Consider the following 21485-nt stretch of genomic DNA (forward strand, 5'->3'; position numbering starts at 1 on the left):
GCGCCATTTTTAAGGAGTAGAGATGAATTTATTTGAAAAACTCTTTAAAATTCATATAAAACAGTACAAAATAAGAGCTGAGCATTAGCGATTTTTAACCGCTAATGCGACAGCCCCTATCAATTGCTATTTAATTACTATGAACTAAATTAAGCTTGCCTCCAGCTTTAATTACCTTAATATCTTTTTCAGTTAAATTAACTTTAACTGTAAAGCTAGTATTCTTAGTTAAGTTCTTAATTTCTACTTTTCCCTTTTCTAAACTTTCATATATATCTTCTGCAATTAATTCATCTAAAAGATCAAGCTTTTCATAATCTGCTTCATCTTCAAATTCCATTGGAATAATACCATTATTAATTAAATTTGCCTTATGAATTCTAGCAAAGGATTTTGCAATTACTGCCTTTACCCCTAAGTACAATGGTACTAATGCTGCGTGTTCCCTACTTGACCCTTGACCATAGTTATTTCCTCCAATTATTATTCCCCCATTATTTTCCTTTGCCCTCTTAGGAAATTCCTCGTCTATAGTATTAAAACAATAATCAGATAAATAAGGAATATTTGATCTAAATGGCAACAACTTCGAATTTGAAGGCATTATATGATCAGTTGTGATATTGTCTCCAACTTTAATTAATACTTTTCCTTCTATAGCTTTATCTAAAGCTTTATTTACTGGGAAAGGCTTAATATTTGGTCCTCTAACAACTTCAACTTCCTGACCATTTTCAGCTGGTGGAATTATCATAGAATCATCTATTAAAAACTTCTCTGGCATTTCTACTGTTAAATCTATATCTAATTCTCTAGGATCAGTAAGAACTCCATAAATTGCTGAAACTGCAGCTGTTTCTGGGCTTACTAAATAAACTTGAGCTGTTAGAGTTCCACTCCTTCCATAGAAATTTCTATTGAAAGTTCTTAAAGATACTTCATTAGTTCCAGGTGCTTGTCCCATACCGATACATGGTCCACAGGAATTTTCTAGTATTCTTCCGCCTGCACTTATTATATCTGCTAAAGCTCCATTTCTAGCTATCATCTCCATAACTTGTCTTGAACCCGGAGCTATAACCAAACTTACATCTTTATGAACCTTTCTACCCTTTAATATTTTTGCAACCTTCATCAGGTCTTCATAAGAGGAGTTTGTACAACTTCCTATTGCTACTTGATGTATTTTAATTTTACCAATCTTTTCAACTTCTTCAACATTATCTGGGCTGTGAGGTTTTGCAGCTAATGGTTTAAGCTCATTTAAATTTATTGTTATCTCTTCATCGTAAACTGCATCTTCATCCGGCTTAAACTCTACATAATCTTCTTCTCTTCCTTGAGCTTTAAAGTATTCTAAAGTTCTTTCATCACTTGGGAAGATAGAAGTTGTTGCCCCAAGTTCTGCTCCCATATTAGTTATAGTTGCTCTTTGAGGAACTGAAAGATACTTTACTCCTTCTCCACCATACTCAAATACTCTAGAAACTCCCCCTTTAACTGTTAATCTTCTTAGAACTTCAAGAATAATATCTTTAGCTGTTACCATTGGCTTTAATTTACCGACTAAGTTTATTTTACATACCTTTGGAGTTGTTATATAATAAGCTCTTCCAGCCATAGCCAAAGCTACATCTAAGCCTCCTGCCCCAATTGCAAGCATTCCTACTCCTCCTGCTGTTGGAGTATGACTGTCTGAACCTATTAAAGTTTCTCCTGGTACTGAAAATCTTTCTAAAAATACTTGATGACATATACCGTTTCCTGGCTTTGAATAATAAACTCCATATTTTGAAGCAACTGTTTGAATGAACTTATGGTCATCTGCATTTTCAAATCCTTGTTGAAGCATATTATGGTCAACAAAAGCTACAGACTTTTTAGTCTTTACTCTGTCAATTCCCATTGCTTCTAATTGAAGATATGCCATTGTACCTGTTGAGTCTTGAGTTAATGTTCTGTCTATTTTGATTCCAATTTCTTTTCCTGTTTCAATTGTTCCCTCTACTAAGTGGCTTTTCAATATTTTGTATACTAAATTATCTCCCATCTTTTAATGCCCCCTTTAGTTTATTTCATTTTCCTTTTGCAGCTTATATTCCTTGTAAATTAAGGCCAATTCTTTATCGAATAAGCTTCTCTTTAATCTTACCGAAGTTGCTCTTACTATTTCTAAAATTTTATCAGCCTCTTCACTAGCAAGCTCTATACCATACTCCTTAAATTTATTAATTATAGCTGCCTTTCCTGAATGCTTTCCAATAACAATTTGTCTTTCTAAACCTACTATTGAAGGATCAAAGGCCTCATAATTCTTTGGATTTTTTATTGCTCCATCTGCATGAATTCCAGATTCATGCTTAAACATATTGTCTCCAACAATAGCCTTCCAAGATGGAAGAAATCTTCCTGAAGCATGAGATACATACTCAGAAATTTCCCTAAACATCTTAGTTTTTATATTTCCTTCGTATTTACATACAATCATAAGAGCCATTATTACCTCTTCTAAAGCTGCATTTCCAGCTCTTTCTCCAAGACCGTTCACCGTAACTCCAACATGATTAGCTCCTGCTCTTATTCCTGCTATAGCATTAGCTGTTGCCATTCCAAAATCATTGTGAGTATGCATTTCTATATCAAAATTTGTTTTATCATATAAATATTTTATATCTTCATATATTCTAAAAGGTTCCATTATGCCTACAGTATCACAATATCTAAATCTATCAGCCCCTGCTTCTCTTGCAGTTTTTATAAATTCAACTAAGAACTCTCTATCAGCTCTTGAAGCATCTTCTCCATTTACTGAAACATATAATCCATTCTTCTTTGCAAATTCTACGGTTTTAACCATATTCTCCAATACCCATTCTCTAGATTTTTTCAATTTATTTTTTATATGGATATCAGAAACTGATATAGATATTGCAACTGCATCCACACCACAATCTATCGATTCTTCTACATCCTTTATAACAGCTCGATTCCAAGCCATAATGCTTGTATTTTTAACTCTTTTTATAATTTGCTTTATGGCTTCCTTTTCGTCTCCTCCCATTGTTGGAATACCTACTTCAAGCTGATCAACTCCTAATTCGCTTAACATTGATGCTATTGCTATTTTTTCTTCATTTGCAAAAACAACGCCCGCTGTTTGTTCTCCATCTCTGAGCGTTGTATCTACAATATATATTTCCTTTCCATCTGAAAGATTTTTTATAGACATAATTTTGCCCCCTTCTATACATATACTTTTTATTACTAATTTATTATGATCTATTACTTATTACTTTCTAGTTATTTACTAATAATAAAAAACTTACCCCTATTGCTCTTTATTCTATCATATACACATATTATAAACAAGTAAAAAAGAGCTTAAATTTTATAAAAATTGCAGGATTATTTATATTTTATTCAATATTTTTGTTGTAGTTCCTTATTTATTTAAATATCGCCCTATTTTTTGCAAGAATTTCAAAAAATATTGCATATTCTTTTACTTTATTTTCCAAAACGAAAGAGAAACTCTTTAAAAGTTTCTCTTTTTTTGTTATAAATATTTATTTTTTATTTTTAATTATTACTTAAATTTTAAATCAGTTTACTATACTATTTTATAATTATTCCTCTTAACTTCACCATGGCTAAGCCTATCAGCTCTTTCCTCATATTTTCCAGGGCCAAATCTTTCATCCAAAGCCAAATATCCTGTTACTCTTGATACTCCTTGAATATTATCACTTCCGCAGGCGTTACACTTTCTACTGCTGCTATCTAGGTAAATTCCACAATCTTTACAGTATCTAATATGAAAATTAACGCCTATATAACTTATATTAGTATTTTTATAGGCATAATTTAAAATATCCATAATTACCTCTTCAGATGGATAATCATCAACTTCTATATAACTAATATGTCCAGCATTACATAATTTATGATAAGGACTTTCAATATCTATTTTTTCTTTTATCGATATTGGAAAATTAACAGGGATATGATAACTATTAGTATAATAATCCTTATCTGTTACCCCTTTTATAATTCCAAAAATCTTTTTATCCTTTGCAATAAACTTACCTGATAAGCCTTCTGCTGGTGTTGCATAACAACTCCAATTTAGTTTAGTTTCATTCTTTGCCTTATCCACAAAAGCTCTTATATGAGATACAATTTCAACTCCAAGTTCTCTAGAAGCAGAATTTTCACCATGATGATAACCTGTTAATGCTACAAGAGTTTCTGCAAGTCCTATAAAGCCTATTCCCCAAGTTCCTTGCTTTAATATAGGCTCAATGGAATCTTCCTTAGATAAGCCTTCTGATCCTCTTAATAGACCTTGCCCAGCTACAAATGGAAGATCCTTAACCTTTAATTTCTTCAATACATCATATCTATGAAGAAGGGATTCTTTAGCCAATTCTAATCTTTCATCTAATATTCTATAAAATTCTTTTATATCACCCTTAGCTTGAATTCCTATCCTTGGAAGATTAATAGTTACAGGAGCTATATTCCCCCTGCCTTCACAACCCGGCTCTCCATTTATATTGCTCATAACATAACTTCTACATCCCATTGTTGCAGGTAAATATCCCTTATCATAATATTCCTTATTAAAATCTGCATCTATATTCATAAATGTAGGATTCATTCTCTTTGCAGCAACTCTAGCTGCTAATTTAAATAAATAATAATATTTATCTGATGGCTCTCTATTAACTCCTTCTTTTACCCTAAATATTATATTAGGGAATATTGGCTGCTCTCCCTTTCCAAGACCTTTTTCATATTCTAGGAGGAATATTTCACATACTAATGCCGCATCATCTGATTCTGGTATTCCTAAGTTTACTGAACTAAATGGAACTTGTGATCCAGCTCTTGAATGCATTGTATTTAAGTTATATACAATACCCTGCATTGCCTGATGAACCCTTTTTCTTAACTTCTTTTCCACTATTTCATCAATATTTTCTTCGCTTACGCTAAGTTCCTCTAATTCCTTTCTTATTTCTTCCCTAGTTGGCTCTATAAATTTTCCTAAATCATTATCAAAATTAGGATGAGATTGACCACCAAACATATCATTTTGAGAGGATTGGAGCAAAATACAAGATAATTCCGCTGCTGTTTCTATTCTTTTAGGACTATTTATTGTACCATAACCAGTATTAAAACCTCTCTTTAATACTTCCCCTGTTGGTATGTGTAAACAGTTTATTGTAAGATTATAGCTATCTAAATCATGATAATATAAGTCTCCATTTTCATGAGCCTTTGCTAAGTGTTTAGGCATAACAGCTAAATTGTACCATTTATTAGATTCAGAAGCTATTCTTAAAAGCTTAGAACTAAAATTATTTCCAACATTTGCATTATCCCTATCTGTTTCTATTCCTATTTTCTCAATAGCCCTCATTAAATCAGATTTTATTTCTCTTATTTTTGTTCTTTCTTTCCTATAATTTGAATAAACCTTTTGTATCTCATTATAACCACTTTCTAATAATGCCTTTTCTATTAAATTTTGAATTTCCTCTACCGTTATCTTAGTTTTTTCAGATTGTTCTATATAAAGAAGAACTTTTCCTACAACTTCTAATAATTCACTTTCTTTTAAACTCGACTTAACATCATCAGCTGCTCTCTTAATAGCCCTTGATATCTTTAATGTGTCAAAATCAACCTCTCTGCCATCCCTTTTTACTACATATAGCATTAACCATTCCTCCATCACACAATATATTGTATTACTAATAGTATTTATTATACTATCTAAAAATATTCTCTTCAAATATACCTTATTTAGATTTCCATAGCTTAGGAAGAAATAAATGGTATTTTTAGCCTTTAATTAATTTTTTTAAATAAAATCTAACATTGACAATATAAAATTAGTTCTATTGAAATCTATTACTATGATATATTTCCCTCTTATGTTATAATTGGTTTAAATAGAAATATATAAATTATATCCTAGGAGGATTATTATGCAAAAAATTGCACTATTAGTTGATAGCGCCTGTGATTTATCACTTGAAGAGATGAAAGAAAATAATATTAAGTTACTTCCGCTAAGAATTTCCTATTCTACAGGTGAATATAAAGATATATTGGAAATATCAGCAGATGAAGTTTATTCCAATTTAGATAAAGAAGTTCCAAAAACATCTTTACCTAGTGCTGAAGATATAGAAGAAGTTTTAAATGACCTTGAAAAAGAAGGCTACACTCACGTTATAGCAATAACCATATCCAGCGGACTATCTGGAACTCATAATTCTATCAGATTATTATTAGAAGATCACCCAAAACTAATCTCCTTTGTTTTTGATACAAAAATTTTAGCAATGCCAGAAGGAATAGTTGCCTTGGAAACTGCAAAGTTAATAAAGCAAGGAAAAAGTTTTGAAGAAATAATTAAGGAAATACCTATAATAAGAAGTAAAATTACTGGCTACTTTACTCTTAGCACACTAGATTACCTTATCAAGGGTGGAAGAATTGGAAAAGTATCTGGAATGATTGGACAAATGTTAAACTTAAAGCCTATTATTACAGTAGATGAAAATGGAGTATATTATTCTGTTTGTAAGGCTAGAGGAAGAAAACAATCTATTTCAAAATTAACAGATATACTTAAAGAAGAATTAGAAAAAGGTAAATGCAAAGTTTGGGTCCTTCATGGTGGTGCCCTTGAGGAAGCAAAAAAATTTATGGAATCATTAAAAAATCTTAAAAATATTATTGATTTAAATATATCTCAAATAAGTCCAGCCTTAGGAGTACATGCTGGTCCTGGTTTACTTGGCTTGGCTATACAAAAAATAAATTAGTATTCATCTTTTTGCATTAAAATAATTTAATTGCACAAAATAACATTAACTAATCATTAGGTGGTGTTATTTTGAAGGGAAAAATTATTGATTATGATTATTTTGAGGCTTCTGTCATTTTGGAAGATGATACTATAATTAAAGTTCCCATTAATAAAGTCAGTGATTATTTAGCTATTGGTTCTATGGTAAAAATAAATACAAGCGAATTAAATTGTAATACTAGCAATAGACCTAAAGTTTATCATAATAATCTTACTGACTTTATTTAATTTTAATACAGTAAGATATTTATTTAAAAGAAAAAAGTGGATTTTAATCATCCACTTTTCTTTTTATTATTCAACTTCTATTGCATTTACAGGGCAGCTTTCTTCTGCTTCCTTTGCAGCATCTTCTGCTCCTTCTGGAACTACATCCACTTTTACCTGAGCTTTTCCCTCATCTCCCATTTCAAAAACATCTTCACATATTGTAGGACATAATCCGCATCCAATACATGTATCTTGATCTACTTTAGCTATCATATCATTTCACCCTTTCTTTATAAAATTCAATAATATTATTTCCTATTTTTATTTTTTTATATGTAAATCAATTAATATAATGCTTCAAAAATTAATGAATATAAGTCATTATCTCTAACATACTCTTCAGCTCTTCCTTCTTCAAGGGCTTCTGTTAAATCCACATTAATAGGCAATTCTCCTAATAAAGGTACACCTAAATAAACAGAATGCTCCTCTGCAGACTTTTTACTAAAGACCCTAATTTTTTTATCGCATCCAGGGCAGTTTATATAGGACATATTTTCTATAACTCCCCTTAATGGAACATTCATTTTCTTTGCCATATTAACTACCTTTTTAACTATCATTGAAACCATATCTTGAGGTGTAGATACTACAATAAGTTCATCTATTGGGAAACTTTGCATTACTGTTAAAGTTACATCTGATGTTCCTGGAGGCATATCTATTAATAGGTAATCTAATTCACCCCATTTAGTATCTGTAAATAACTGAGTTAAAACACTTGTTACTACTGGTCCTCTCCAAATAACAGGCTCATCTTCCTTAGGCATCATAAGATTCATTGACATTATCTTTACATTTCCTTGAGATATAACAGGATTATATTTAAAATTTTCTTGATCTATAGGTTCAATTCCTGCCCTTTTTCCGTTTACACCAAAAAATCTAGGCATAGATGGACCTGTAATATCTGCATCTAACACCCCAACCTTATAACCTTTTTTGCTTAATGTGCTAGCTAATATTCCTGTTACAGTTGACTTTCCAACTCCGCCTTTACCGCTAATTATTCCTATTGTATTTTTTATTTGTCCATACTTAGGCATTGTTTTTCCAAAATGTTTTGGATTAGGTTTACCTTTACCTGCAAATGTTATATTATTTACCATAATTACTTCCTCCTACCACTTATTCTTTATTTCTCTTGGCACTTCCTTTTCGTGATATACATTATAGTCCCATTCGTTAAATTCATATTCTCCAATTACATAATAGTTATTTTCAGACTTATCTATCTTATTCTCAACTTTTATATTACTTTTATAAACAGTCGTACTATGTCCCCTATTTTTTATACTTATTACAACATCAAAAATACTTGTATCTTTATCTACCAGTTCAATATTAGGAATAATCTCTTTTGCATCAGTCATAAAATCTTTTAGCTCACTTGATAATATATATTTCAAACAATTTATATCTTGATATATATCTATGCCAACCTTTTTATCTGCCAAATTTTCTGCATTTAACTTCAAAACATCTAAAATAGTGTTGTAATAAATATATTCAAAATCTCTTGGTTTTCTTATAATTGAAAGGTTCTGCATTATAGCTTCATCTAATCTTTTTGACATTGTAAAAATTCTTTCATCATTATAAAAGTTTCCGTTATAATCTCCAACAATATAATTATATTCCTCTATTTTATCTCCCATTTTAATTTGAAATATATAATCCGGCTCTAAATCAGATTTTGTTTCACTAACTTTAGCTTTAGATAACAAATCCGCCATATTATTTATTGTTTTTTTGTCAGTCATTAAAAACTTGAAAGATTTATCCCTAACATTTTGAATGCTGATAAGCTCTATATTACTATTTTTTAAGTAATCAAAGTAATTTTCCTTTTTTGATCCACAGGATTTTAAATTTAAAGATAACATTATTAACATTATGGAACTCATTATCCTTATTATCTTTTTCAATTATATCTTTCCCCTCTGCTAAAAAGTTAATGTATATAGAAAATATAGTTAGGATAAGCATTAGCTTTTCCTAACTATATTTAAATTATAATACTTTAATTCTTTTATAGCAAACTTAATATACTTTTATTGAAAGCTATTTGATATCTTATCAAATACTACCTTCATACTATTTTTTATTTTTCCCTTTTTATAAGAATATTTTATAATTAAAACTTTTCCCTCTGAGTACTGTTTAATATAATACTTATTTATATAGTTGTCCTTATTAATCTCAACTACATTCCAATCTTCATTGGAACTTCTAAGTATTTTTCCTTCCTCTTCATTAAGAACTAAATCAATAACTTCTTCTAAATCCCTTTCTAAAATTATAATACTACCTTCTATATTTTTATTATCACTAAAATCTGCCTCTAATTCTTTATCTGAATAAGGCTGATTTTCTTCGATAATCCAATTTTCCGGTAATAAAATTTTATAACTCCCTTCTCTCAATAGGCAATAATTAAAATTCTCTATATTGTTGTTTGAAATCGCAACTTCTTTTATATCTTCAACAAATAGAGTACTCATACCTAGGATAACAAGCATAAGAAATGATAGAAGGGATATTAAAAAAATTATCTTTTTATTCACTTTATACTCAGCAGGATTCTAAGTACATTTTTATTGTTCCATAGGAACAACAACTATTGAATTTCTAAAATCATAGAACATTAACCAATATCCCATTCCATCTCTTTGTGTATCCTTAACCCAGGTTACAAATCCAGTTTTGCCTTCATATGGCTGTTCTTCTATATCTTTTCTTCCTGGTATTCCATAAACGATATATTTTAAATTTCCATCCTTATCACATTTATATCCTAATAAAAATCTCTTATATTTCCTTATATATGGATAGTAATTTAGCATTGGATAGTAGGCTACTGTGTATCTATTATAGTTTGACATATTACATAGATCATTTAAATCACTTACAGGAACTTCATACCACTTGCAATATTTTATTTCTCTTGGACCATCCTTAACTAATTCAAATCCTCTTGCAATTGTTTCAAAATATTCTCCAACACTTCCTCTAATTTTAAAGTTATTAGATAGCTCTTCTATCTCACTTTCATATTCATCAAATTTACTGATAGTTTTTTGAGCAGTAGCTATTCTTGCCCTATTTATTGTAGTCATATAATCACTATCATCTTTTATTCCCATATTAGAAAATTTATCTGTTCTATTATTACTTACAAATGGATTTTCCTTATAAAAATCATCATCAAAAGGATCTTTTTGTCTATTATAAAATGGAGTATCTACCTTTTCTGCTGAAGCAAATGGATTTTCATAATTATTACTACTGAATGGATTGTTTATATCATTTTCTATTCTATGAATATATCCATATGGCATATTCATTTGTTCTGTTGGATTATTAATATTTGTATTTGAGTTCATTGTTCCAAATGGTACTGCTCCATTCATTCCTGTTCCTGTTGTTCCCATCATATCGACCATTGTTTCATATGGTATGCATACAGTATCCACAACTCCGTCTTGATTTATATCAACTTTTGTTTCTCCTATACTATCAATAAATTCATTAACTTCATCTTCTATACTTATCATTGTACCAGTTGGCATGGTTGCTGTTGGTATAGTTCCTGTTGCTATTGTTCCCATTCCAGTACCAGTAGCTGCTACAGGTGGAACTGTAGTAGATACATTATTAGTATTAGCTGCATCAGGACCATTAACTTTCTTTCTATCTTCTGATACAGCTTCTTTATTAACAGTTGAAGATTTTTCTTCTATAGCTTTATCTTCATCAGTTCTCTTGTCCTTTTTCTTCTTACTATCCTTTTTCTTATTTTCTGATTTAGATTTATCAGAGCATTCCTTTTCTATCTTATAATTTTTCCAATTATCCTTTGGTTCTTCCCCATTAATGAAACCACACATAATAATTATGGGGATACCTTCCTTCATCTTTGCTACTGCAACACCGGATATTTTATCATATGATAAGCCTATACCTCCTATATCATCTATTGGGTATTCCTTTGTTAAATCAGCCTTTCCTACATCAGATACTGTAATATTACCTAAATCTAATATTTTTTTATTATCCTTCTTGCTGCAAATAGCTAGTGCATGGTAATCATTAATATCGCTTCTTAGATTTTGAGCGTAAAAGGAAATCTTACACTTATCTCCCTTTGCTTCAATCTTTGAATATCCTGATAAGGTTTTGTCATTAGAATTAGAGTATCCTCTTTCATCTTCTTGTAGAATTATAAAATTTCTATACAATTTATTTAATTGCGACAAACCTTTAGAACCTCCATCTTAGATTAATTCTTTACATTATATGCATTTTGCTTATAAATATGTTAAAAATAAAACTCGTGAGAATTCTTTATATTTCAACAAAATTCTCACGAGCTATATCTTACATTTGTTCATTTATCTTATCTGCTAATCTAGCAAATTCTTTAATACTTAAAGTTTCTCCTCTTCTCTTTGGATCTATATAAGCCTTTTCAAAAGCTAACTCTAATTTTTCCTTATCCAAACCAATATTCTTAATTCCATTCCATAAGGTTTTTCTTCTCATATTAAAAGAATTTCTTATTATATCAAAAAATAGTTTTTCATTTTGGACTTTTACTCTAGGTTCTTTTAATCTATCTAATCTTATAACAATAGAATCTACTTTCGGTCTAGGTATAAAACATTGTGGTGGAACCCTTCTTATTATCTTTGTATCACAATAATATTGAACTAAAAGGGACAATGCCCCATACTCCTTATGTCCTGGTTCTGCATTTATTCTTTCTGCAACTTCCTTTTGAATCATTATAGTTAAGGAATGAAAGTCATAACCTTCTTTTAACAACTTAATTATAATTGGAGTTGTTACATAATAAGGTAAATTAGCAACCAACTTAACATTCTTTTCGTTACCAATTATTTTATTAAAATCAACCTTTAATGCATCTTCGTGAATTAATTCGAATTTAGAATTACTTCCAATTTCATTTTGCAATATTGGAATTAACTTATCGTCAAGTTCTATTGCAACAACTTTCTTAGCCTTCTTTAAAAGCTGTGCTGTCAATGTTCCTACCCCAGGTCCTATTTCTATTACTAGATCTTCTTCAGAAACTTCTGCACCCTCAACAATATCTCTTGGTACAGAAGTATCAACTAAAAAGTTTTGTCCTAAACTTTTAGTAAATTTAAAATTATACTTTTTTACTAATTCTGAAGTTTTTATATCTTGTAAATCCATTAACTCTTCTCTCCTAAACTTTTTTCTATTTTATTGATTGCTGAAATAAACTCTTCTTTGTCTATACAATATCTATTTAATCTATTAAGAATTTGATTTGCATTACCATAACCTATTCCTAACTCTTTTCCTAATATTATTCTTCTCTTTTTTGAATCTTTATATCCTGTTAGCTTAAAATTAAACATATCTTCAGCCTTATATATTTCCTTATATTCTTCCTCAGAAACCCTAGCTCTATTTAAAGCTTCTCTTATTACTTCTGGTTTTGCATTTTCAACTCCTATATCGTCCCCTTTTATTCCATCTTCTTGAGCAATATATGCGTGTTTTACTCCCTTTACTCTTTTATCTATAATACTTCTTATTTTTTCACCAGCAAAATCAGGATCAGTTAATATAATAACTCCCTTTCTCTTTTGAGCATCTTTTATTCTTTCTATAACCTTAGCATTTATTCCAAAACCACCAACTGCTATAACTTCAGCATCCACTGCCTGTTTAACAGCTGCAATATCGTCTCTTCCTTCAACTACTATAACTTCCTTAATCAAAATTTTTACTTCCTTTCGTAATAAAGCTGCAGATAATAAATGCAATTCTAATTGTAGCTTATACCTGCTAACTATTAATTTAACTTTATATATTTATATTGTCAAACAAAAAATATACATTATACTTTAAATAAATATAAATAAGGAGTGTTCTTTCGAACACTCCTTATTAATTACCATTCACCCGGATAAGCTAAGATGTAAACCGGAACATTATATCTTCTTCCCCAGTTATTTATGGCTTCCTCATTAGAATTTACATAAACATCTATAATGTTTCCAATTATGGCACCACCAGTATCGGCAGCTACAGCCTTTCCATATCCTTCAACATAAACCAAACTACCTAATGGTATAACCCTTGGATCCACTGATATGGTACTTATTCCATTCGGATCTCTCACAGGTACAGTTCCAGTTGCTGTGATGCCACCACCACTATAAGCAGTTGCTTCAACATATATTACGCTCTTATAATCTAATAACTGCCCATTTCTGCTTGCGATAGTTTTTCTTGTTCCTTGAACAACTATCTTATTAACTGGTTCAGATATAACTTTCGAACTTTTTATAGTTCTTGAAACTTCCTTGCCATTTTTATAAATGACTTCATAAGTTACTTCCTTTTCCCCAGTAACACCTTCTTGCTTAACTTCTTCTACACCGCTATCTAGACTTGAGTCTTCTTCTACAATGACATCAAAGTCTAATATTTCTTTTGCTAGTTCTTTTTTCACTTCAACTTTTACAAGGTCAATCTTCAAATCCTTTGTGATTTTTGTATCTAATGCTGGAGTAATTTCATCTACTCCCTCATTAAATTCGATACCCTGCAATTTAAGCTGTTCTTTTTCCGCTACTAGCATATCTTTTATTGTATTTTCTGCTGTGTCTATTTCCAGTTGTTTCTCTCCTACAGTAAGCTTTACTGAAACAGCTCTTTTAATAGATATAGTATCTCCTTCAGATACCCTATCTTCTAAAGATGGTTCGACCTTATCTTTCGGTCCAAGTTCTACACCCGTTGTTTCTAACACATCTTTAACAGTTCCCTTGTATGTTATAAGTGTTTCTTCTTTATCGTCTATCTTTATTGTTATTGTCTTTCTCATGTTTGCGAACGTCACTGATGCAATTATAAAAAACATTATAATCGCCATCAATATCTTACCCTTGGAACTTTTAGCAAAACTAGCGATTTGGTATTTTTTTAAATTTACCATCTACTTTACCTCCTTTGGCAAGAGCGTCTTTTGAATTATAATTTAAATATTGACTTTTGTCAAATTTTACACTCCTGCTTGTTTAACTGCCATAAATGCATACTATGCATAATAATAAAAATTTGAATATAATAGCGGTTTGCAGTTATCTTATCACAAAGTAGATTCTTTATTATACTTATACATTTTTTAACAATAATATAACTTCTTTCCAACGGGTATTTTATATTTTACTTTATATACTTCCATTAAGCAAGTTTTTAAAATTATCATTTACAGCTAAATTTACTTCTATAGGTTCCATTTCCTTTATTAAAGCAATTCTTTCTATTATATATTGGATATAATCTGATTTATTCCTTTTTCCTCTGTTTGGCTCAGGGGCTAAGTATGGACAATCAGTTTCAACGACTATTCTATCTAAAGGAATATTCTTTACAACTTCAACTAGCTTTTTAGCATTTTTAAAGGTTACTACACCTCCAATTCCTATATAATAACCTAATTTTATACATTCTTGTGCAAACTCTTTACTTCCAGAAAAACAATGAATTATCCCTTTAACTTTAGGAAATTCTTTAAGTATTTCTAATGTATCTTGATGTGCATCTCTGTCATGAATGACTACTGGCATATTTAGTTCTTCAGCCAATTTCATATATTCCCTAAATACCTTTTTTTGCACTTCTTTATCAGGATTCTCATCCCAATAATAGTCTAAACCTATTTCCCCTATTGCAATAATTTTTTTATTACTTTTTATTAATTCTATAATTTTTTCTTTTACCTCTGGACTATGTTCATTAGCATTTTCAGGATGAATTCCTAAAGCTCCATAAATAAAATCATTTTCCTTGCTTAACTTATTTGTTATATCTATACTCTTATAACTTGATGCACAATTTAATATTCCAATTACACCATTTTCCTTTAATTGCTTAAATACTTCTTCCCTATCTTCATCAAAAGCTTCATCATCATAGTGGGCATGGGTATCAAATATCTTATACTTACTTTCCATATCCTTTAATCTCCATTTCATAATTATTTATTGACACTTTTTTGTATTTTTAAACATATTTACAAATATAAATTCTAAATAATATTTTCATTTTTAATTGTAAGCTATAAATTGCAAAAAAAGAAGATTTTCAACAATCTTCTTTTTTGAATAATTTATTTCATTATTTATTTAACACCAAAATTTCCTATATTATTAGCATGATCCCCTATTCTTTCTAAATTACTTATTAAGTCTAAGAATACTACGCTGGAATCTGCTGAACAAACTCTTTCTTTTAATCTTCTTATATTATTTTGTCTAAATTCCTTCTTTAAATTATCTATTTCACTTTCAACTTCTTCAAGCTTTTTATTGCTTTCAAAATTTCTATTTCCATAACTATCTACAGATAATTCTATTGCTTCTATTGTCTTTTCAAAGATTGCTTTTAACTCTTTTTTAGCTTCATCACCAAGATGAACATTATTCTTCATTTTCTCTGCAGCTAAATCTGCAATATTTTCCGCATGGTCTCCAATTCTTTCAATATCATTTATAACATGATATATTGAGCTAAATAATTTTATATCATCTTCTGGTAATTCAAGTTGTGAAAGTTCTACTAAATAATCAGTTATTTCTTTTTCTAATATATTTATAGTATTTTCATTATCATATACTTTCTCAACTGCTTCTGGGTCATTTTCCATAAAAGCCTTCATAGCTAATACTACATTTTCTTTTGCCTTATTAGCCATTCTTAATGTTTCCTTAATAACCTGTCCATTAGCAATTACAGGTGTTTCAAATAACCTTTTATCTAAATATATAGCACCTTTCTTTTCAATTCCCCCATCTCCAGGTAGAATTAAATTTACTACTTTAACTAAATACTCACTTAATGGCAGCATTATAAGAGTAACTACAACATTAAATATTGTATGTGCATTTGCTACTTGTCTTTCAACCTCTGGTGATGTTGCTTGTATCAAATTAATAAACGGATCAATAAATGGGAAGAAAATGATAGCACCAAAGGTATTGAATAATAAATGCATTAAAGCTGCTTTTTTAGCTGTTCTATTAGTTCCTAATGAAGCTAATAATGCTGTTACACATGTTCCAATATTACAGCCAAGTATAACTGGGAATGCTAATCTCATATTAATAGCACCAGTTGAGGCTAAGGCAATTAGTATAACAGTTGTTGCAGCTGAACTTTGAATAATTGCTGTTAATCCAAGTCCTGCAAGTAATCCAAGTATTTTATTATCTGATACTACAAGTATAAATTCCTTAAACCATTCTGATTCTGCAACTGGATCCATTGAGTTTCCCATTAATTCCATTCCCATAAATAGAATACCAAATCCAATTGCTATACTTGCTAAATCTCTAGTCTTTTTATTTTTACCAACTAAAAGTATAATTGTTCCGATTCCTATAACTAAAGGTGCAATTTTATTTAAATCAAGAGATACCATTTGTGCTGTAATAGTAGTACCAATATTAGCCCCCATTATAATACCAGCAGCTTGCGATAATGTCATTAAACCTGCATTTACGAAACTAACAATCATAACTGTAGTTCCACTAGAACTTTGTATTATAGCTGTAACTATTGCCCCTACTACTACTCCTATATATTTGTTGCTGGTCAATTTTTCTAAAAACGATTTTAACTTATCTCCGGCGGCATTTTCCAAACCATCCCCCATAATTTTCATACCGTAAAGGAATAATCCTAAGCCACCAAATAAACCAGCAAAAATAGAAAATTTGTCCATAATTTTCTCTCCTTAATTAACAATAATTTTATAACTATTTATTAACACCGAACTAACTATATAATTTTTTAAACATATTGTAAATATAGTTTAACAATTTTTAACCTGATTTTAACATTGAATATAATCCAATAATTATCTTATTTATTCAATAATTATTAATAATTTATTTTAGTTTTTGACACACTTTTGTCATAATCTTGGTATAATATATATGATGTAAAGTAGTTAAAGCATTATTATTTACCCCTAAAACCATCTAATGGTCCCTAGATTAAATTCTTCCCCAAATTATATTTAATCTAGGGTTTTTCCTTTTTATAATTTCCTTTAATTTTTCTCTTCTTTTAACCTTTTAGTTTCATCATTTATTATTTTCTTGTCTAGTTTTTTAAATAAGCTTTCTAAATTAGAAATTTCACCTTTTTTCTTTTCAATGTAACTCCATATACTCTCTTCAAGATTTAAAGCTCTTTTAATAGTTTCTGCTGTTTTAGGAATGAAAGGCTCAAGAAGATTTGATAAATTAGCAATTACTTGAATTGCCTCATATATCCTTGCTGCATACTTATTTTGATTATTTTCCTCTAAATCATTTAATTTTTTATAATATTTTTTTATTAAAGATATTATTTCAATTAAAGCACTTTTAAATTTTCCTTCTTCTATTTTATCTCCTATATTAAAATAAATATTTAAAATTTCGCTTCTAACCTCTTTATCTAAAACACTTTCAGGTATTTTTGAATTAAACTTCTCTACAACAATCCCTATAGTTTTAGTTACATAGTTATTTAATAGATTAACTAAATCTCTATTAACTGTATTTACAAAATCCCTCCAAGTAAAATCTGTATCCTTTGTTTCTGGAGAATTTAAAAGTAAATAATATCTAAATTCGTCTATATTATAATTTTCTATCACATAATCAGCCCAAATAGCCCAATTTTTTACCGCTGAAAAGTTCTTTCCTTCTAACTTTATATATTCACTCGAAATTACATGTAAGTTTGGATTTTTTATACCAAGACCTGCTAAAATAGCTGGAAAAATTACTGTATGAAAGGGAATATTATCCTTTCCATGAACAAAATAAACCCTTGAATCCTCCCCTTCCCAATAATTTCTCCAATCTTCTCCTCTTTCCTCTAAAACTCTAATACTAGATGTAAGATAGCCCATAACTGCCTCTATCCAAACATAAATCCTTTTATCTTCATATCCTTCTAAGGGTACCTCTACACCCCAATTAAAATCTCTTGTAACTGCTTTATCTCTTAATCCTTCATTTAAATATCTCTTTACTATTTCCTGTGCATTATCTCTCCAGCCTCTTTGTCTTATTAATAATCTTCTTACATCTTTTTCAAATTTAGATAAAGTAAAAAATAAATGTTTTGTTGATTTAACTACAGCTTGATTCCCACAAATCTTACATTTTTTATTTAAAAGTTCTTCATAATCTATTATTTCTGAGCAATTTTCACATTGCTCATCAACTACTACAGCATTACAGTGAGGACATTGTCCTTCTATGTATCTATCTGATAAAAATTCATTGCAGTTTTCACAAAAAGTTTGTTCAACTTCCCTTTCATAGATATAGCCCTTATTATAAAGTTCTAATATAAATTCCTTTACCTTATTAGCATGATAATCGTTATGCGTCTTATCAAATAGATCAAAAGAAAAATTTAATCCCTTAAAACATCTTTTAAATTCTTCATGATACTTATGTATAGTTTCTAAAGGTGTTAATCCTTCTTCCTTAGCTCTCATGGTTACAGGAGTCCCATGACAGTCAGTTCCAGATAAGAATATTACATTATCCCCCATTAGCCTATGATATCTTGCTATAACATCTCCAGGAAGCCAAACAGCTATTCTTCCTAAATGTAAGGGCCCATTGGCATAAGGCCATGCATTTCCTACTATTATATTCATAAAAAACCCCCTTAAATTCAATTTATTTCTGCTAATTACTTTTTACTTATTACTTCCCTAATAAACTTAAAACCACTCCTAACTTCTAACTCCAAACTCCTAACTTATAGCTGAATTCCTATTACTAACTAAATCTGAATCTCTAAAAGATCTTCTATCCTATCCTGCATATATCTATAGGCATCATTAACCCCTTCATTATAAAACTCAGGTGCTAACTTATCCATGAAGAAATCTAAAACTATGTTGGCAGCTAAATCTCCGATTTTTTCATCTCTTTCTTCATAAAAAAATGTTTTTATTTCATTAATTAGCTTTTCTCTTTTTTCCCTGGAAATACTAAATTTCTTATTTTTCATATAATTTTTCCTTTCTTTTAACAAGAGGGAGTAGTCAAAAAAATCTTATATGACTCTCCCTCAATATTTCAATTAACCTTTGTAAATTTTTTATTGATTTTTGTTATGCATTTTACCTCACTATGCTTCCTGTTGGTAATTCACCTGGGTCTACAACCTTTAAAATACTGGCATCATCTGTTGCAGCTGCAAGAATCATTCCTTGTGATAATTCTCCCCTTAAAGTTACTGGTTTTAAGTTAGCAACTAGAACTACATTTTTACCCACTAACTCTTCAGGTTTATAGTATTGAGAAATTCCAGACACCACTTGTCTTTCTTCTCCATTTAAATCTACTGTTAGCTTTAATAGTTTCTTTGCCTTCTTTATAGGCTCACAAGCTAAAACTTTTACTACTCTTAAATCTATCTTTTCAAAGTCTTCTATAGTTATTTCTTCTTTTATTGGAGCTATTTCTCTTTTTGCAGGTTTATTTTTTGCTAATTGAGCTTCTTTTAATGCTTCTAATTCAGCTAACTTCTTATCTACATCTATTCTTGGGAATAAAGCTTCTCCCTTTTTAACCTTAGTTCCAACTACTGTTCCATTAAATTCCTTTAATGATTCAAAGGATACATTATTAGTATTTAATTGAGCATTTATTTTTTCACTTGTTTCAGGTAAAAAGGCTGATAATAATACAGATGAGAATCTTAAGCTTTCAGCTAAATTATATAAAACAGTTCCTAACCTTGCCTTCTTAGCTTCATCCTTTGCTAATATCCATGGAGTTGTTTCATCTATATATTTATTAGCCCTTCTTATTAAGCTGAATATAATTTCCAAAGCTTCAGGTATTCTTAATTCATCAATTGCTTCAGTAACTTTTCCTGGAGTTTCTAAAGCTAAATTTATTAGTTCATCATCAATTGCTTCTTTTTCAGTATTTGTAGGAATTTCTCCATCAAAATATTTTTCAATCATAGCAACTGTTCTTGAAAGCAGGTTTCCTAAGTCATTACATAAATCTGAATTTATTTTCTTTATAAATATTTCATTATTAAATAGCCCATCTGCTCCAAATGGTATTTCTCTTAATAAATAGTATCTAACTGCATCTACTCCAAAGTGTTCAACTAAAGTAACAGGATCTACAACATTACCCTTAGATTTTGACATTTTGCCTCCATCTACAAGCAACCATCCATGACCAAATACTTGCTTTGGAAGTGGTAAGCCTAAAGCCATTAACATGATTGGCCAGTATATAGTATGGAATCTTAAAATATCCTTGCCTATTAAATGAACATCTGCAGGCCAATATTTTTCATATAATTCTTTATTTCCACTGCCATAACCAAGAGCAGTAATATAATTTGATAAAGCATCTATCCAAACATATACAACATGACCTTCATCAAAAGTTACTGGAATCCCCCAATTAAAACTAGTTCTTGAAACACAAAGATCTTGAAGACCTGGTCTTAAGAAATTATTTAACATTTCATTTTTTCTTGATTCTGGTTGTATAAATTCTGGATGAGTTTCTATATACTCAATTAATTTATCTGCATATTTACTCATTTTAAAGAAATAGGCTTCTTCTTTTGATTTTTCAACTGGTCTTCCACAATCAGGGCAATTTCCATTTACCAATTGAGTTTCTGTCCAGAAAGATTCACAAGGAGTACAGTACATTCCTTCATAAGAGGATTTATATATATCTCCTTGATCATATAATCTCTTAAATATATCTTGAACAGCCTTAATATGATAATCATCAGTTGTTCTAATAAACTTATCATAGTTTATATTCATTAATTTCCATAACTCTTTTATTCCTGCTACTACTTCATCTACATGTTCCTTTGGTGTTATGCCTTTTTCTTCTGCTATTCTTTGAATCTTTTGCCCATGTTCATCTGTTCCTGTTAAGAACATTACATCATATCCTGTTAATCTCTTATATCTAGCCAAAGCATCTGCTGCTACAGTTGTATAAGTATTTCCAATATGAAGTTTTGTTGACGGATAATAAATTGGCGTAGTTATGTAATATGTTTTCTTACACATATCCTTTTCCTCCTGTTATTTTACTTGAAATAATATATTACAATATAAAAAATCTCTATATGGAAATAAAACCATATAGAGACGCATTACACGTGTTACCACTCTATTTCACATTTATCTCACGATAAATGCCTCAGTAAGTGAAATCTTCACTTTGCAATATAACGGTTGCTCCCGTAT

General features: G+C 29.7%; 18 protein-coding genes and 1 other annotated feature (1 of these 19 running past the window's edge). Of the genes, 2 read left to right on the forward strand and 16 right to left on the reverse strand.

From position 1 onward, the window contains the following. Positions 1–130: 130 nt before the first annotated feature. From KQI16_RS10580 to nrdD, 3 genes are all read right to left on the reverse strand, one after another. Positions 131–2050: an aconitate hydratase gene (locus tag KQI16_RS10580; protein WP_216434266.1), complete on the reverse strand. Its 1920-nt coding sequence runs from the start codon at positions 2048–2050 to the stop codon at positions 131–133. 15 nt (positions 2051–2065) lie between these two features. Continuing rightward, positions 2066–3229 carry a homocitrate synthase gene (gene nifV, locus KQI16_RS10585; protein ID WP_216434268.1) on the reverse strand — a complete coding sequence of 388 codons (1164 nt, stop codon included), beginning with the start codon at positions 3227–3229 and terminating at the stop codon, positions 2066–2068. Positions 3230–3610: 381 nt separating this feature from the next. Continuing rightward, positions 3611–5728 (reverse strand): anaerobic ribonucleoside-triphosphate reductase, encoded by a 2118-nt coding sequence (gene nrdD / locus KQI16_RS10590; protein WP_216434270.1) that lies wholly within the window; start codon positions 5726–5728, stop codon positions 3611–3613. 271 nt (positions 5729–5999) lie between these two features. Between nrdD and KQI16_RS10595 the strand changes: the two genes are divergently transcribed. Beyond that, positions 6000–6845, forward strand: coding sequence for a DegV family protein (locus KQI16_RS10595; protein ID WP_216434271.1), 846 nt, complete (start codon positions 6000–6002; stop codon positions 6843–6845). Positions 6846–6916: 71 nt separating this feature from the next. Beyond that, the gene (locus KQI16_RS10600) at positions 6917–7117 is read left to right on the forward strand and encodes a hypothetical protein (RefSeq protein WP_216434273.1); all 201 of its coding nucleotides are present in this window, start codon (positions 6917–6919) and stop codon (positions 7115–7117) included. A 66-nt stretch (positions 7118–7183) separates the two neighbouring features. On the opposite strand, the gene KQI16_RS10605 is transcribed toward KQI16_RS10600, so the two are convergent. The 13 genes from KQI16_RS10605 to metG (KQI16_RS10670) all read right to left on the reverse strand — a co-directional run bounded on the left by KQI16_RS10605 (position 7184) and on the right by metG (KQI16_RS10670) (position 21305). Beyond that, on the reverse strand, positions 7184–7372 hold the full coding sequence (locus KQI16_RS10605; protein WP_216434274.1) for a ferredoxin: 189 nt from the start codon (positions 7370–7372) through the stop codon (positions 7184–7186). 71 nt (positions 7373–7443) lie between these two features. After that, positions 7444–8268: an Mrp/NBP35 family ATP-binding protein gene (locus KQI16_RS10610; RefSeq protein ID WP_216434277.1), complete on the reverse strand. Its 825-nt coding sequence runs from the start codon at positions 8266–8268 to the stop codon at positions 7444–7446. 12 nt (positions 8269–8280) lie between these two features. Beyond that, positions 8281–9087: a hypothetical protein gene (locus KQI16_RS10615; RefSeq protein ID WP_216434279.1), complete on the reverse strand. Its 807-nt coding sequence runs from the start codon at positions 9085–9087 to the stop codon at positions 8281–8283. A 126-nt stretch (positions 9088–9213) separates the two neighbouring features. Beyond that, on the reverse strand, positions 9214–9726 hold the full coding sequence (locus KQI16_RS10620) for a hypothetical protein (RefSeq protein ID WP_216434281.1): 513 nt from the start codon (positions 9724–9726) through the stop codon (positions 9214–9216). Positions 9727–9756: 30 nt separating this feature from the next. Next, positions 9757–11418 carry a DUF7922 domain-containing protein gene (locus tag KQI16_RS13110; protein WP_286173069.1) on the reverse strand — a complete coding sequence of 554 codons (1662 nt, stop codon included), beginning with the start codon at positions 11416–11418 and terminating at the stop codon, positions 9757–9759. 121 nt (positions 11419–11539) lie between these two features. Beyond that, complete coding sequence (gene rsmA, locus KQI16_RS10635; RefSeq protein WP_216434283.1) at positions 11540–12382, reverse strand: 16S rRNA (adenine(1518)-N(6)/adenine(1519)-N(6))-dimethyltransferase RsmA; 843 nt, start codon at positions 12380–12382, stop codon at positions 11540–11542. Next, complete coding sequence (rnmV, locus tag KQI16_RS10640; protein WP_216434286.1) at positions 12382–12936, reverse strand: ribonuclease M5; 555 nt, start codon at positions 12934–12936, stop codon at positions 12382–12384. The genes rsmA and rnmV overlap by 1 nt, the downstream gene beginning before the upstream one ends. 173 nt (positions 12937–13109) lie before the next feature. After that, complete coding sequence (locus tag KQI16_RS10645) at positions 13110–14159, reverse strand: G5 domain-containing protein (protein ID WP_216434287.1); 1050 nt, start codon at positions 14157–14159, stop codon at positions 13110–13112. Between the two features lie 235 nt (positions 14160–14394). Continuing rightward, positions 14395–15180 carry a TatD family hydrolase gene (locus KQI16_RS10650; RefSeq protein WP_216434289.1) on the reverse strand — a complete coding sequence of 262 codons (786 nt, stop codon included), beginning with the start codon at positions 15178–15180 and terminating at the stop codon, positions 14395–14397. Between the two features lie 167 nt (positions 15181–15347). Next, positions 15348–16949 (reverse strand): Na/Pi cotransporter family protein, encoded by a 1602-nt coding sequence (locus KQI16_RS10655; RefSeq protein WP_216434291.1) that lies wholly within the window; start codon positions 16947–16949, stop codon positions 15348–15350. Positions 16950–17279: 330 nt separating this feature from the next. Then, complete coding sequence (gene metG / locus KQI16_RS10660) at positions 17280–18893, reverse strand: methionine--tRNA ligase (protein ID WP_216434293.1); 1614 nt, start codon at positions 18891–18893, stop codon at positions 17280–17282. A 128-nt stretch (positions 18894–19021) separates the two neighbouring features. Beyond that, positions 19022–19252, reverse strand: coding sequence for a DUF2164 domain-containing protein (locus KQI16_RS10665; RefSeq protein ID WP_216434295.1), 231 nt, complete (start codon positions 19250–19252; stop codon positions 19022–19024). 112 nt (positions 19253–19364) lie between these two features. Next, positions 19365–21305, reverse strand: a complete 1941-nt coding sequence (metG, locus tag KQI16_RS10670; protein WP_216434297.1) for a methionine--tRNA ligase — start codon at positions 21303–21305, stop codon at positions 19365–19367. Positions 21306–21379: 74 nt separating this feature from the next. Next, positions 21380–21485: a binding site (T-box leader), on the reverse strand; it runs 133 nt beyond the window's last position.

The organism is Caproiciproducens sp. MSJ-32 (assembly GCF_018918055.1).
Classification (GTDB): domain Bacteria; phylum Bacillota; class Clostridia; order Clostridiales; family Clostridiaceae; genus Clostridium.